This is a genomic window from Streptomyces sp. 2-1 (genome assembly GCF_048564895.1).
Lineage (GTDB): Bacteria > Actinomycetota > Actinomycetes > Streptomycetales > Streptomycetaceae > Streptomyces > Streptomyces phaeochromogenes.
Genome location: NZ_CP183383.1, coordinates 3,783,850 through 3,796,978, shown reverse-complemented (window position 1 = coordinate 3,796,978; position 13,129 = coordinate 3,783,850). Strand labels below are relative to the sequence as shown.

The following is a 13,129-nucleotide window of genomic DNA, read 5'->3' as shown; positions in this document are numbered from 1 at the left end:
TGCCCGGCCGTAATCGGTATGAGTAGCCTGTGTTCGCTATGCCGATCGTCTGTTGAAATTTCGAACACAAGGGAGGGGGCCAGTTGTGGGACGCCTCGTACCTGCCGTAACCAGGGCTCTCGACATACTCGAGCTTTTCCTCGACGGAGACGGCACGCTCTCCGCCCCCGACATCGTGCGCAAGCTCCAGTTGCCGCGCACCACCGTGCATGAGCTGGTGACGACACTTGCCGCCCGTTCGTACATCACGCCCGTACCGGGTCAGCCGGGACGTTACCGGCTCGGGGTGCGCCCGTACCAGCTCGGCAGCCGTTATTCCGAGCAGCTCGACCTCGCCGCCGAGGGGCAGCAGGTCGCCCGGTCCGTCGCGGAGACCTGCGACGAGACCGTGCACGTGGCGATCCTGGAGGGCACGGACGTCATCTACATCGCCAAGGTCGACTCCACGCACGCGGTGCGTATGGTGTCCGCCGCGGGCCGCCGGCTGCCCGCCCACTGCACCTCCGTGGGCAAGATGCTGCTCGCCTCGCTCTCCGAGCCCGAGCTGACCGCGCGGATCCCCGACGACGCCGATCTGATCCGGATGACGCCGAACAGCATCACCGAGCCGGCCGCCCTGCGCGAGGCCCTCACCGAGATCCGCGCCCGCGGCATCGCGGTGGAGAGCCGCGAGTCGAACCCCGACGTCAGCTGTGTCGCCGCGCCGGTGCGCGACCGCACGGGCCAGGTCGTGGCCGCGCTCTCCATCTCCGTACCGATGATCCGCTGGAGCGACGAGCGCCGCGCCGAGCTGGAGCAGCTCGCCGCGAAGGGCGCCGCCGAGCTGTCGGAGCGGCTCGGGTACCGGAGCGTGGGATGACGTACGCGTACGAGGTGGCCGTCCAGGCGGAGGCCGCCCTCGGCGAAGGCCCCACCTGGGACGCCGACGCCCAGCGGCTGATCTGGATCGACATCCTCGGCTCCCGGGTCCACACCTTTGACCCGGTGTCCGGCCGTCGCACGGTCATGGCGACCGAGCAGCATGTGGGCGCCGCCAAGCCGCGCGTGGGAGGCGGGCTGGTCGTCAACCTCCGTGATGGCGTGGGGCTTTACGCGCCCGGAGGGGAGTCCTCCAACAGTTTGGGTGACTTTCGGTGGCTGTACCGGGAGGTCGTCCCCGGCCGTCGCGCCAACGACGCGGCGGTCGCGCCCGACGGCGCCCTCTGGGCGGGCACCATGCGCTATGACGAGGCGCCGGGCGGCGGCACGCTCTCCCGTGTCGCCCCCGACGGCACGGTCGAGGCGGTTCTCGACGACGTGGCGGTGAGCAACGGCACGGGCTGGAGCCCCGACGGCCGCCTCATGTACTACATCGACTCACCGACCCGCCGGATCGACGTCTTCGACTTCGACGGTCAACGGGTCGGCGGCAGGCGCCGGTTGGCGGCCATCGAGGAGGGCGACGGTTTTCCCGACGGCCTCACCGTCGACGCCGACGGCTGTGTCTGGGTCGCCCTGTGGGACGGTGGCGCGGTCCGCCGCTACACCCCGGACGGCAAGCTGGACCGTGTCGTGGAGCTGCCGGTACCGCGCCCCACGGCGTGTGCGTTCGGCGGCGCCGACCTGACCGATCTGTACATCACGACGGCCCGTACGGGGCTGACCGCCCCGCACCCGCTCTCGGGCTCGGTCCTGGTGATCCCGGGCGCGGGGAAGGGCCTGCCGCAGCCCGCCTTCGCCGGCTGATCGCGCGGCCGACGTCCCGTAGAGCAACCGGAAAGGTATCCGGAAAAGCATCCGTAGCCCCCGTCCGAACGTCGGACGGGGGCCGCTGTTTTTGCGCGAACCATTGACTAGTAAGCGCTTCCTATCTACGGTCCCGTTCGATGTTGCGAGCATTCATCGAAATCTCGAACAGTTAGGCAAGGTATGGGACGACCTGGCCTGAATCGCAGGCAGATCCTGGCGGGACTGAGCGGGCTGACGGTCGCGGGGAGTTTCGGGTTCGCCGTTCTCGGCACCGGGGCGGACGCGCTGGCTTCCGGTGCGGACACCCGCGTCCGCTACTGGAACCTCTTCAGCGGCGGCGACGGGTACAACATGATCGCGATGCTGGACGCCTTCCGCGCGGCGAACCCCGGCATCGACGTCAAGGACTCCACCCTCCAGTGGGGGAGTCCCTTCTACACAAAGCTGGCCATGGCGGCGGCGGGCAACCGCGCACCCGACCTCGGCGTCATGCACCTGGGCCGGGTCACCGGCTTCTCGCCCGGTCGGCTCCTGGACCCCTGGGACGCCGGCCTGCTCGCCAAGTACGGCGTGCGGGAAGCGGACTTCAACCCCGAGCTGTGGAAGCGAGCCGTCATCGACGGCACGCTCTACGCCCTCCCGCTCGACATCCACGTACAACTCTGCTTCTACCGCAAGGACGTGCTGAAGAAGGCGGGCCTGCTCGGCGACGACGGGCGCATCGTGCCGGTCACCTCCGTCGACGAGTGGTTCGACGTGCTCAAGGAGGCCAAGAAGGCCACCGAGAAGGGTCTGCAGACCATCGGCATGTGGTCCAGCGACCAGAACTTCCAGTGGTGGTTCTTCGTCGCCTTCTACACCCAGCTCGGCGGCACCTGGTTCGACGAGGCCGGCGCCGAGGTCACCTTCGACACCGACAAGGCCACCCAGGTACTGGAGTTCCTGCGCCGGCACATCACCGACGGGTACGTCGACCCGGGCTTCGCGGGCGGTGCGGGCGCCGAACAGTTCGTCAACGGCGGCCCGTTCGTCTGGGAGGGCAACTGGTCGGTGCCGGTCTTCGACAGCGCGAAGCTCGACTACGGAGCGACCCCGCTGCCGCCCGTCTTCGGCAAGCCGGCCACCCACGCCGAGTCGCACGCCTTCGTGCTGCCGCACCAGTCCGACCGCGGCGGAGCCGCCAACGAGGCCGCGCACCAACTCGCCGCCTACATCGTCCGGCACGCCCAGCAGTGGGCGGGCGGCGGCCACATCCCCGCCTACACGCCCACCCTGTCCACGGACGCCTACAAGAAGCTGAACCCGCAGAGCGAGTACGTCTCGGCGATGGACCACCAGGCCACCGAGCCGAAGGTGTGGTTCGCCGGGTCCACCGGCATCCTGGCCCAGCGCGTCGGCCCGGTCGTCGTCTCCTCGACGATGGGCTCCGCCAAACCGGATGCCGCGGCCCGCCGGATGAGGAGCACGCTGACCGAACTGCTCGCCATGAAGAACCCCATGGACGGCAGGACCGCCGCGCAGGGAGGTGCGGTCGCATGACGGCGACCAGTGCACAGACCGTCATCGCTCCGGCTCGTGCGAGGACCGCCGCGGCCGGCGCCACCGTCCGCCGCAGGCAGGGCTTCCAGCACGGCGCCTGGTTCGTCGCCCCGTTCCTCGTGCTGTTCGCGCTGTTCGTGATCTGGCCGCTGCTGCGCGGCCTCTACCTCAGCTTCACGGACGCCAACATCTCCGGCGACGCCACGAGCTTCATCGGCCTCGACAACTACCGCGAGGCCCTGGACGACCCGCTGGTGTGGGAATCGCTGGGCCACAGCGCCTACTTCACGCTCCTGGTCGTGCCCTGCATCACCGTCCTCGCCTTCCTCCTCGCGATGCTCGCCCACCACATCGAACGCGGGAAGTGGCTCTGGCGGCTGTGCTTCTTCGCCCCGTTCCTGCTGCCGTCCACGGTCGCCGCCAACCTGTGGCAGTGGCTGTTCAACCCCGGCACCGGGATGATCAACCACGTTTTCGGCATCGAGACGGCGTGGCTGACCGACAAGTCGTACGCCATGCTCGCCGTCGTCGTCTGCACCCTGTGGTGGACGGTCGGCTTCAGCTTCCTGCTCTATCTCGCCGCCCTCCAGGGCATCCCGGCGCACCTCTACGAGGCCGCCAGGCTGGACGGCGCGAACGCCTGGCACCGCATGGTCCACATCACCCTGCCGCTGCTGCGGAACATCACAGGACTCGTCGTCGCCCTGCAGATCCTCGCCTCGCTCCAGGTCTTCGACCAGGCCGTGGTGATGATGGACTTCCTGCCCGGACCCGAGGGATCCACCAGGACGTTCGTGCAGTACACCCTCGAAGAGGGCTTCACCAGCTACCGCGTCGGCTACGCCTCGGCGATCTCCATCATCTTCTTCGTGATCATCGCGGCCGTCGCCCTCGCCCGGATGTGGCTGCTGCGCAACCGTGAGGAGGGCGGCCGATGAGCACCGCCGCACAGATCCGCGCCGAGGCACGGGCAGGCGATGGGACAGGGGCAGGCGACACGGCACGGATACGCGCCAAGGCCCGTAAGCCCTGGACGCTCAGCCAGATCGTGCTCACGCTCCTCGGTGCAGCCGTCTCCGCGGTGTTCCTCGCGCCGCTCGTCTGGGCGCTGTTCACCTCGCTCAAGTCGGAGACCGAGGCCGTCGAGGTGCCCCCGCACTGGCTGCCGAAGGTGTGGACGACCCAGGCGTGGTCGGCGATCTTCGAGACCGGCAACATCACCAACTGGTTCGTGAACTCGCTGGTGGTCTCGGTGTGCGTGACGGCCGTGGTGCTGAGCGTCAGTGCCCTCGCCGGATACGGCTTCGCCCGCACGGAGTTCCGCGGCAAGGGCTTCCTGCTGGGCCTGGTCATGACCGGCCTGATGGTCTCGCCCGCCGTCCTCGGGGTCCCCCTCTTCACCACCGTCCAGCAGATGGGGATGGTCGACACCTACTGGGGCATGATCCTGCCGCAGTGCGCGCCCGCCGCGATGGTCTACATCCTCTACAAGTTCTTCCAGGGCATCCCGCGCGAACTGGAGGAGGCCGCCTTCATCGACGGCGCGGGCCGCTGGCGGGTCTTCTTCACCATCGTGCTCCCGCTCTCCCGCCCCTCCCTCGCCGCGGTCGGCATCTTCACCTTCATCGCGTCCTGGAACAACTTCCTCTGGCCCTACATGGTGACCAACAACCCCGACCTGATGACCATGCCGAACGGCATCGCGACCGTCATGAACTCCTACGGCATCCAGTGGGCCCAGCTCATGGCCGGCGGCCTCATGGCGGGCCTGCCGCTGATCATCGTCTTCGTCTTCTTCCAACGCCAGATAGTCGCCGGCGTCGCCCACACGGGCCTCGCGGGCCAGTGAACTCCCGCACGTATACCTCCAGTTGAGCCGCCTGAGCTGGAAAGGCGCGGTCGGGTCCGTCGCCTTCAGGGGCGCGGGGAACTGCGCAGCCAGCCCCATCGAATCCGCACCCGCCGACGAACCACAACCACCCACCCCGAAAGGCGAACAAGGCAACCATGCACGACACCGCCCGCTTCACCCTCGACCCCGCCTTCACCATCGGCGAAGTCAACCCCCGTCTCTTCGGCTCGTTCGTGGAGCACCTCGGCCGTTGCGTCTACACCGGCATCTTCGAGCCGGGCCACCCCGCGGCCGACGAGGCGGGGCTGCGGACCGATGTGCTGGAGCTCGTCCGTGAACTCGGCGTCACCGCCGTCCGTTACCCCGGCGGCAACTTCGTCTCCGGCTACAAGTGGGAGGACTCGGTCGGCCCGGCCGAGGAGCGGCCCCGGCGGCTCGACCTCGCCTGGCGGTCCACGGAGACCAACCGCTTCGGGCTCTCCGAGTACATCGCCTTCCTGAAGAAGATCGGCCCGCAGGCCGAGCCGATGATGGCGGTCAACCTCGGGACCAGGGGAGTGGCGGAGGCCCTGGAGCTCCAGGAGTACGCCAACCACCCGGCCGGGACCGCCCTGTCCGAGCAGCGGATCGCGCACGGCGACAAGGACCCGTTCGGCATCAAGATGTGGTGCCTCGGCAACGAGATGGACGGCCCCTGGCAGACCGGCCACAAGACCGCCGAGGAGTACGGACGGGTCGCCGCCGAGACCGCCCGCGCGATGCGGCAGATCGACCCCTCCGTCGAACTGGTCGCCTGCGGCTCCTCCAGCCAGTCCATGCCGACCTTCGCCGCGTGGGAGGCGACGGTCCTGGCGGAGACGTACGACCTCGTCGACTACGTCTCCCTGCACGCCTATTACGAGCCCCAGGACGGTGACGTCGACTCCTTCCTGGCCTCCGCCGTGGACATGGAGTCGTTCATCGAGAACGTCGTCGCCACCTGCGACCACATCGGTGCGAAGCTCAAGTCGAAGAAGAAGATCAACCTCTCCTTCGACGAGTGGAACGTCTGGTACATCTCGGGGTGGCACGCGATCGAGGACTCCGCGGACCGGGACTGGGCCGAGGCCCCCCGCCTGCTGGAGGACAACTACAGCGTCATGGACGCGGTCGTCTTCGGCTCGCTCCTCGTCGCGCTGCTGCGGCACGCCGACCGGGTGACCGTCGCCTGTCTCGCCCAGCTCGTCAACGTCATCGCGCCGATCATGACCGAACCGGGTGGCCCGGCCTGGCGGCAGACGACGTTCTTCCCGTTCGCGCAGGCCTCGCGGTACGGGCGCGGGCAGGTCCTCGACGTACGGGTCGACTCGCCCACGTACGAGACGAAGAAGTACGGGGAGACCGACCTGCTGCACGCCACCGCCGTGCGCGCGGAGGACGGCTCGGTCACCGTCTTCGCGGTCAACCGCAGCCGGACGGAGTCGCTGCCGCTCGAAGTCGCCCTCAGCGGGCTGGAGTTGACCTCGGTCGTCGAGCACAGCGTGCTCGCGGACGCGGATCCGGACGCCCGCAACACGCTCGCCGAGCCGGACCGGGTCGCTCCGCGGGCCGTGCGGGGGACCACGCTCCAGGACGGCACCCTGAGTGCCGCCCTGGAGCCGCTGTCCTGGAACGTGATCCGGCTGGCCTGAGGGCCGGTCCGCCTGACGGCTGTCCGCCCGACGGCCGCTTGTCCGACGGCCGCTCGTCCGACGGTTTGTGGTGCCCCGGTCCCCTCCGGCCGGGGCACCTGTCTGTGGGGCCCGTGAGGGCGTCTGTGCGGTGTGCTCATCTCCCGCTCAGGCAATCCTCACCTTCGGCACCTACCGTCCCGTGGGTCCCTTCCACCTTTCGAGGGGACAACGCGACAAGACGGGACGGACACGATGCGCACGCTGGTACTGCTCGCCCTGGCGGGCCTCGGTGCCCAGCTGGTGGACGGCAGCCTCGGCATGGCCTACGGAGTGACCTCGACCACCCTGCTGCTCTCCATGGGCACCAACCCGGCCGCCGCCTCGGCCACCGTGCACCTCGCCGAGATCGGTACGACGCTGATGTCCGGCGCCTCGCACTGGCGGTTCGGGAACGTGGACTGGAAGGTCGTCGCCAAGATCGGCGTCCCCGGGGCGGTCGGGGCCTTCCTCGGCGCGACCGTGCTGTCCGGGCTGTCCACCGGGACCGCCGAGCCGGTGATGTCGCTGATCCTGCTCGGGCTCGGGCTGTACGTGCTGTCCCGGTTCACGTTCCGCGGCCTGCCCAAGGGCAACCTCGGCAAGCCGCTGCGCAAACGGTTCCTGTCGCCGCTCGGCCTGGTCGCCGGGTTCCTGGACGCGACCGGGGGAGGCGGCTGGGGGCCGGTCGGTACGCCGGCGTTGCTGGCCGGCGGCCGGATGGAGCCGCGCAAGGTGATCGGGTCCATCGACACGAGCGAGTTCCTTGTCGCCGTGGCCGCGAGTCTCGGGTTTCTCTTCTCGCTCGGCTCCCAGGGGCTGAACTGGGCGTGGGTCGCCGCGTTTCTGCTCGGCGGGATGGTGGCGGCGCCGGTGGCGGCCTGGCTGGTGCGGTTGCTGCCCGCGCGGGTGCTGGGTTCCGCGGTGGGCGGGGTCATCGTCGTCACCAACGTGCGTACGTTGCTCAGGAGCGACTGGGTTGGGGCGTCGGGGTTGGTCAGTGCGGCCGTCTATGGCTTGGTCTATGTGGTGTGGGCCGCGGCGCTGACGTACTCGATCCGGGCGCACCGGAGGGAGAAGGCGCTGGAGGCGGATGCGGGGGAGCGGCGGGCCGTTGCCGTGTAGGGGGCCGCGGGTTGTTCGTGGGTGCGGGTCGGAGGTCGCGCCCGCGCGGCGGAGCCGCAGATGTCACAGCCCCGCGCCCCTGAAGGGCGCCCTTTCGGGCGCGGCGAATGGTCTCCCCCGTGGACCATTCGCCGCCGCACCGGATGGTTGGGGCGTCGGCGTGCCGACTGCCCCTCCAGTGAGCACGTTAGGAGGCGGCGTGCTTCGGGGACCACCGTGCACGGTGGCCAGATTCGTCCGTGGGGTGTGCACGGTGCGCAGTCGTGACGCGCAGGGCGTGGACGAGGTCGTGGATGCCCGAACCGGTGGTCAGCAGGTCGCGGTTGAGCAGGCGCTCGGCGGCGCGCAGATGGGCGCGGACCGTGTTGCGGCTCAGACCCACCCGCGCGGCCGTTCGCTGGGCGTCGGTGTTGGCGTCGATCCAGGCCTCCACGGTCCGGTACAGACCGCTGTGCGGGGTGTCGTGGAGGGGACGGAGGAAGGGCTCCGCCCACGCGGTGGCGGGAGCCGTGCGCAGGAGCTCGCCGAGCGGTGGCGCGACCGGCTGGACGGCGTCGGTGGGATCGGGCTGGAGGGGACTGAGGGACAGGGCCAGATCGAGCGTGGCACGGGTGCGTACCTCGCCCAGGTCGATGCCCAGGGCCTCCTCCGCCCGGCGGCAGTGGGCCGTGACGGTGGTGCGGCTGAGGTGCAGCAGACGGGCCACGCCGGACCGGGTGAACGTCACGGCCAGGCGGACGACGTCCACGGTGGGCTTGGGGGCGTCGTGCAGCGGCTCCAGGTAGGCGCGCGCCCAGGCGAGGGCCGCCCGGCGGGGCAGTACGTGCACCAGCGAGGGCCGTCCCCGGTAGGCGGCCAGCCGGTCGGGGGAGTTGCGGGCGACGGCGAGGGCGTGCACGGCCTCGCCGTAGGCCTCACCCGTGGCGGCCAGCGGGTGAGGCCTGCTGACGCCCAGCGCGTACCCGGGGTTCTCCTCGACCAGCCGGCGCAGCACCTCGCCCTGCTGGAAACGGCCGCCGAGTTCCGGGTCCTCGGCGACGGGGCAGATCAGCTGCTCCTTGAACACCGGGCAGTTCACCATCAGCCCCGGGCCGTGATAGCCCGACGAGTCCAGATAGGTCCTGGCCAGCCGGTCGCGGTCGGCGGGCGGGCAGTGCAGGAGATGGACCCGTACGCGCTCCGCGTTCAGCAGCGGCGGTACGTCACCGGTGGTCATCCGCCGTGCCAGGGTGACGTCCCCGGCCAGCAGGGCGGTCAGGACCGCGAACCGCAGCTGCGCCGCCTTCGCCTCGTACCCGCGTGAGCCGGCGTCGCCCTCCGACGCCCGTCCCAGCAGTTCGACGAGGCCACCGGCCTGCGACGCCAGCAGTACGGCCTCCCGGGGCAGCGGCGAGGCGCTGACCGTCACCAGCACCGGGCGCGGCTCGCGCGCGCCGAAGGCCTCCAGGTGCACCTCCAGCTCGCCGGCCTGCGTGGTGGCCGCGGCCAGCCGTCCGTGGGTCAGGCGTGCCACCTGGTCACGCAGTTCGTCGGCGACCCGCCGGGGGAATCCCGCCGTCGCCGCCTCGACCGCGCCCTGGCGTCCGATCCACGCGACGTCGGCCCCGATCCGCCGGCCGAGCCACCTCAGCACTTCCGAGGGGCTCCCGTGCCGCCGTACGAGCCGCAGCAGCTCGTCGAGACTCTCCGTCTGCCCCAGCGCCTCCACAGCTCAACTCACCTTCCCGCCACCGCGACGAACCTCCAATTCGGAACCATAAAGGCTGTTCCTGTCCGCCCGCCTCCGTCAGGACACCGCCGTCGGTGCGAGGGACCGCAGTTCGCCCAGCGCCGCCGCGACGGCCGGGCGTTCGTGGCCTCCGGCGCGGGTGCAGGTGAGGAGTTTGCGGTGCGGGTCGCCGGTGCACCGGACGCGGGTGATGGGCAGGTGCGGGGTGAGATGGGCGAGCCGGGGGATGAGGGCGATCCCCAGACCGTGGGCGACGAGGTGGGCCATCACGTTCCAGTCCAGCGCGTGGTGGACGACGTCGGGGGTGAAGCCGGCCGCACCGCACGCCGAGAGCACGTGCACCCGGCAGGGGCTGTCCTGGACCGGCGCGATCCAGTCTTCGCGCGCCGCCTCGGAGAGGTCGACCCGGCGCAGCCCCGCCAGCCGGTGACGGTCGGGCACGACCAGGTCGAACGGGTCGTCCAGGAGCGGCTGCTGGTCGAAGCGGGCGTCGCCGAGCGGCGGGTTGCGCGGGGTCGCCTCGACGATCGCGAGGTCGGTCTCGCCCTCGAAGAGCAGGTCGAAGCTCGACGGGACCTCCGCCTCCTGTATCCGTACGGAGAGCCGGGGGTGGCGTTCCCGCAGCCGGGCCGCCATCGGGGCGAGCAGCACCGAGATCGCCATCGGGAAGCCGCTCACCCGCAGCAGCCCGGCCGGATCGCCGTGGTCGGCCCGCAGATCCAGTTCGGCCCGTTCCCAGCGGGCCTGGATCGCGTCGGCGTGGGTGATCAGGCTCCGCGCGGCCGGTGTGAGCCGTACGCCCCGCCCCTGGGGCTCCAGCAGATCGACGCCCAGCTCCCGCGCGAGCTGGCGGACCTGCTGCGAGGCGGCGGACGTCGTGAGGTGCAGGGCGCGGGCCGCGGCGGTCACCGTGCCGTAGTGCTCGACGGCCCGCAGTACGTGTAGCCGACGCAGATCAATCATGAAGCCCACGCTTCAAGGTGAGGTCCGGAAAGTCAACCTGGACGTACACGAAGGCTCGGTTGCACGCTGGAGGGGTCGCGACGGTCCACCACCCGACCACTGGCACAAGGAGTTGCAGACCGATGACCAGCACAGCCCACACCCATGACCGGCCCGTCGGCGACGCGTGCCCGTACTGCGGTTGGCCCGACCGTGCGGAGCCCTTCCAGGTGGTGTCACGGCACGGCACCGCGGCGGGCCACACGGTGTGGACCCGCTGCGGGTGCGGTTCGCTTCAGATGCGTGTCGTGGATGCGGGTGGCATGAGGGTCGCCTCGCGCAGTTCCTCGCGCCCCTAAAAGATTGCGCAGTTCCCCGCGCCCCTAAAGGCCACCGCGCCCCCTGAAGGGCGCCCCCTTCAGGGGGCGCGGGGAACTGCGCAATCAGCCCTCACCGGACCGCAGGCGACCGCCCCCCCCGGGACGCTCAGCCCGTCTCGACGCCCAGCGTCAGGGTGCCCGCGTAGCCTGATGCGGCCGAGCCGCCCAGTGCGGTGAGGGTCAGCAGGCCCGAGGCGGCGCCTCCGTCGTCGTAGATGGAGTCCTGGGCGAGGGTCGTCCGGGGCACGGTGTTGGCGGCGTACGCGGCCACCTCCGCCACGTCCTCGGTGATCCCCTCGTCGAAGAACAGCTGGCCGGTGTGCAGTTCCTGACCGCCCTCGAAGGAGCCGTCGGAGGTCAGCGTGACGTCGGTGTGCACCTTCACGTGGATGTGGATGCACCGCCCCCGGTACCAGCCGGGATAGACGCTGGTGATCCGGGCGACGCCGTCGGAGCCGGTGAGTACCCCGCCCCGCAGGAACGTCCCGTTGTCCGGCTCGTCGTGCCCGTTGCCCCCGACGAACCCGGAGTACTCGCCGAGCGCGTCGCAGTGCCAGATCTCCACGAGCGCGTCGCCGAGCGGGGCGCACGTGTCGTCGTCGACGACGGTGAGCGTGAGTTTCAGCGGGACACCGGTTTTGTCCTCGCTGACGTCGGCGCGGACGAGCTGTCCGTCGAGGTAGTAGGGGCCTTCGGTCATCTCCTTGGTGAGGGTGCAGACGGCCGCGGCGGCCACGGGGGCCGTGGAGGCGGGGCCGGCGGCCGAGGGGGCTTCGGGGGCAGTGGCTCCCACGGTCAGCGTGGCCGCGGTGGCGCCGCCGGCGATGAGTACGGTTCGACGTCGGATCGAAGTGTCTGTCATGAACATGGCACCGTAGGAACGGAATCTGTCGGGGTGCTGTGTGTTCGGCAAAGTGACGAGGCGTCAAGTCGCTTGTGAGACACCTGGGATGCCTGGGGTGCCGAAACATTTTCGACGTTTCCCGTGGCCCGAGGGGCCGTGTGAACCGTTGACGCGCAAAGGGTTCGATTCTACTTTCCCGTTCGAAGTCATGGCCGTCGTTCGGTACCTCGAACGCGCTCGAACGCACCCTGCCTCTCCCCACGTGCAGGAGGACCCCTCGTGAGCCGCATCCCCCACAACACGCGCCCCCACGACATGCGCCGCCGCAGGACCCGCGGAACGACCCTGCTCGCCGTTCCCGCGGCGATCCTGCTCGCCCTCGTCCCGGGCACCGCGTCCGCGTACCCGAACCCGGGCACCGTCACCGGTTCGACCGTCGTCCACGACCCGACGATGATCCGCACCTCGTCGGGCCAGTACCTGCTGTACGCCACCGGTGGCGGCCTCGCCCACAAGACCTCGGCCAACCGGATCGCCTTCAGCGCGGGCGGGGACGCCTTCGGCACCAGGCCCGGCTGGTGGTCGGCGTACGCCACCGAGGCGTGGGCGCCCGACATCTCGTACCGCGGTGGCAAGTACCTGATGTACTACGCCGTTTCGACCTTCGGCTCGAACAAGTCGGCCATCGGGCTGGCCACTTCGCCGACCGGGCTGCCCGGCTCGTGGAGCGACCAGGGGACCGTCTACACCTCCACCACGTCCAGCGACTACAACGCCATCGACCCGAACCTCTTCGTGGACGACGACGGCAAGTGGTGGCTGTCCTTCGGCAGTTGGTGGACCGGGCTGAAGATGATCCAGATCAACCCGTCGACCGGCAAGCAGCTCTCGTCGAACACCACGCGCTATTCGATCGCCTCCCGCCCGACCGGCACGAAGGCCGTCGAGGCGCCGTCGATCGTCAAACGGGGCGGCTACTACTACCTGTTCGCCTCGTACGACACCTGCTGTGCCGGCACCAGTTCCACGTACAAGGTCAAGGTGGGCCGGGCGAGCAGTGTCACCGGGCCGTACTACGACAAGAGCGGCGTCGCGATGACCAACAACGGGGGGACGCCCGTGCTGGAGTCGCACGGGCGGTACGTGGGGCCCGGTGGGCAGTCGATTCTGGCCGACTCGGACGGGGACCTGATCGTCTACCACTACTACGACGGTCAGGACAACGGCACGCCCAAGCTGGGGATCAACCTGCTGAACTGGAGCGGGGGGTGGCCTGTGGCCTATTGATGGCGCTCCGCGGGG

Annotated in this window: 12 protein-coding genes; 9 read left to right on the top strand and 3 right to left on the bottom strand. The window is 70.1% G+C overall.

Annotated elements, in window-relative coordinates:
- The first annotated feature begins 85 nt into the window (after positions 1 to 85).
- The 7 genes from ACN20J_RS16795 (at position 86) to ACN20J_RS16765 (ending at position 7,932) form a co-directional block, all read left to right on the top strand.
- Positions 86 to 859, top strand: a complete 774-nt coding sequence (locus ACN20J_RS16795; RefSeq protein ID WP_189838025.1) for an IclR family transcriptional regulator — start codon at positions 86 to 88, stop codon at positions 857 to 859.
- Positions 856 to 1,725: an SMP-30/gluconolactonase/LRE family protein gene (locus ACN20J_RS16790; protein ID WP_419666212.1), complete on the top strand. Its 870-nt coding sequence runs from the start codon at positions 856 to 858 to the stop codon at positions 1,723 to 1,725. The genes ACN20J_RS16795 and ACN20J_RS16790 overlap by 4 nt, the downstream gene beginning before the upstream one ends.
- 183 nt (positions 1,726 to 1,908) lie before the next feature.
- Positions 1,909 to 3,267 (top strand): extracellular solute-binding protein, encoded by a 1,359-nt coding sequence (locus ACN20J_RS16785; RefSeq protein WP_419666211.1) that lies wholly within the window; start codon positions 1,909 to 1,911, stop codon positions 3,265 to 3,267.
- A complete protein-coding gene (locus ACN20J_RS16780) occupies positions 3,264 to 4,205 on the top strand; it encodes a carbohydrate ABC transporter permease (protein ID WP_190228028.1) in 942 nt (313 codons plus the stop codon). The genes ACN20J_RS16785 and ACN20J_RS16780 overlap by 4 nt, the downstream gene beginning before the upstream one ends.
- The gene (locus ACN20J_RS16775) at positions 4,202 to 5,116 is read left to right on the top strand and encodes a carbohydrate ABC transporter permease (RefSeq protein ID WP_419666210.1); all 915 of its coding nucleotides are present in this window, start codon (positions 4,202 to 4,204) and stop codon (positions 5,114 to 5,116) included. The genes ACN20J_RS16780 and ACN20J_RS16775 overlap by 4 nt, the downstream gene beginning before the upstream one ends.
- Positions 5,117 to 5,274: 158 nt before the next feature.
- A complete protein-coding gene (locus ACN20J_RS16770) occupies positions 5,275 to 6,789 on the top strand; it encodes an alpha-N-arabinofuranosidase (RefSeq protein ID WP_419666209.1) in 1,515 nt (504 codons plus the stop codon).
- Positions 6,790 to 7,023: 234 nt separating this feature from the next.
- The gene (locus tag ACN20J_RS16765) at positions 7,024 to 7,932 is read left to right on the top strand and encodes a sulfite exporter TauE/SafE family protein (protein ID WP_189838030.1); all 909 of its coding nucleotides are present in this window, start codon (positions 7,024 to 7,026) and stop codon (positions 7,930 to 7,932) included.
- Positions 7,933 to 8,119: 187 nt separating this feature from the next.
- Here the strand turns inward: ACN20J_RS16765 and ACN20J_RS16760 are convergent, their stop codons facing one another.
- Both ACN20J_RS16760 and ACN20J_RS16755 read right to left on the bottom strand, forming a co-directional pair.
- On the bottom strand, positions 8,120 to 9,640 hold the full coding sequence (locus ACN20J_RS16760) for a helix-turn-helix domain-containing protein (protein WP_190228030.1): 1,521 nt from the start codon (positions 9,638 to 9,640) through the stop codon (positions 8,120 to 8,122).
- A gap of 78 nt (positions 9,641 to 9,718) precedes the next feature.
- Entirely contained in the window at positions 9,719 to 10,624 is a 906-nt protein-coding gene (locus ACN20J_RS16755; protein ID WP_190228031.1) for a LysR family transcriptional regulator, read from the bottom strand.
- 122 nt (positions 10,625 to 10,746) lie between these two features.
- Here ACN20J_RS16755 and ACN20J_RS16750 point away from each other — a divergent pair, with 122 nt between their 5' ends.
- Positions 10,747 to 10,962: a hypothetical protein gene (locus ACN20J_RS16750; protein WP_190228032.1), complete on the top strand. Its 216-nt coding sequence runs from the start codon at positions 10,747 to 10,749 to the stop codon at positions 10,960 to 10,962.
- Positions 10,963 to 11,089: 127 nt separating this feature from the next.
- On the opposite strand, the gene ACN20J_RS16745 is transcribed toward ACN20J_RS16750, so the two are convergent.
- The gene (locus tag ACN20J_RS16745; protein ID WP_190228033.1) at positions 11,090 to 11,845 is read right to left on the bottom strand and encodes an intradiol ring-cleavage dioxygenase; all 756 of its coding nucleotides are present in this window, start codon (positions 11,843 to 11,845) and stop codon (positions 11,090 to 11,092) included.
- Positions 11,846 to 12,142: 297 nt separating this feature from the next.
- On the opposite strand from ACN20J_RS16745, the gene ACN20J_RS16740 reads away from it, so the two are divergent.
- Positions 12,143 to 13,114, top strand: a complete 972-nt coding sequence (locus ACN20J_RS16740; protein ID WP_419668892.1) for an arabinan endo-1,5-alpha-L-arabinosidase — start codon at positions 12,143 to 12,145, stop codon at positions 13,112 to 13,114.
- Positions 13,115 to 13,129: the final 15 nt, after the last annotated feature.

Bases quoted from the DNA above. Each gene is read 5' to 3' on its own strand.
- ACN20J_RS16790 (WP_419666212.1), top strand. From the start codon at position 856: ATGACGTACGCGTACGAGGTGGCCGTCCAGGCGGAGGCCGCCCTCGGC.
- ACN20J_RS16785 (WP_419666211.1), top strand. From the start codon at position 1,909: ATGGGACGACCTGGCCTGAATCGCAGGCAGATCCTGGCGGGACTGAGC.
- ACN20J_RS16780 (WP_190228028.1), top strand. From the start codon at position 3,264: ATGACGGCGACCAGTGCACAGACCGTCATCGCTCCGGCTCGTGCGAGG.
- ACN20J_RS16775 (WP_419666210.1), top strand. From the start codon at position 4,202: ATGAGCACCGCCGCACAGATCCGCGCCGAGGCACGGGCAGGCGATGGG.
- ACN20J_RS16770 (WP_419666209.1), top strand. From the start codon at position 5,275: ATGCACGACACCGCCCGCTTCACCCTCGACCCCGCCTTCACCATCGGC.
- ACN20J_RS16765 (WP_189838030.1), top strand. From the start codon at position 7,024: ATGCGCACGCTGGTACTGCTCGCCCTGGCGGGCCTCGGTGCCCAGCTG.
- ACN20J_RS16755 (WP_190228031.1), bottom strand. From the start codon at position 10,624: ATGATTGATCTGCGTCGGCTACACGTACTGCGGGCCGTCGAGCACTAC.
- ACN20J_RS16750 (WP_190228032.1), top strand. From the start codon at position 10,747: ATGACCAGCACAGCCCACACCCATGACCGGCCCGTCGGCGACGCGTGC.
- ACN20J_RS16745 (WP_190228033.1), bottom strand. From the start codon at position 11,845: ATGACAGACACTTCGATCCGACGTCGAACCGTACTCATCGCCGGCGGC.
- ACN20J_RS16740 (WP_419668892.1), top strand. From the start codon at position 12,143: ATGCGCCGCCGCAGGACCCGCGGAACGACCCTGCTCGCCGTTCCCGCG.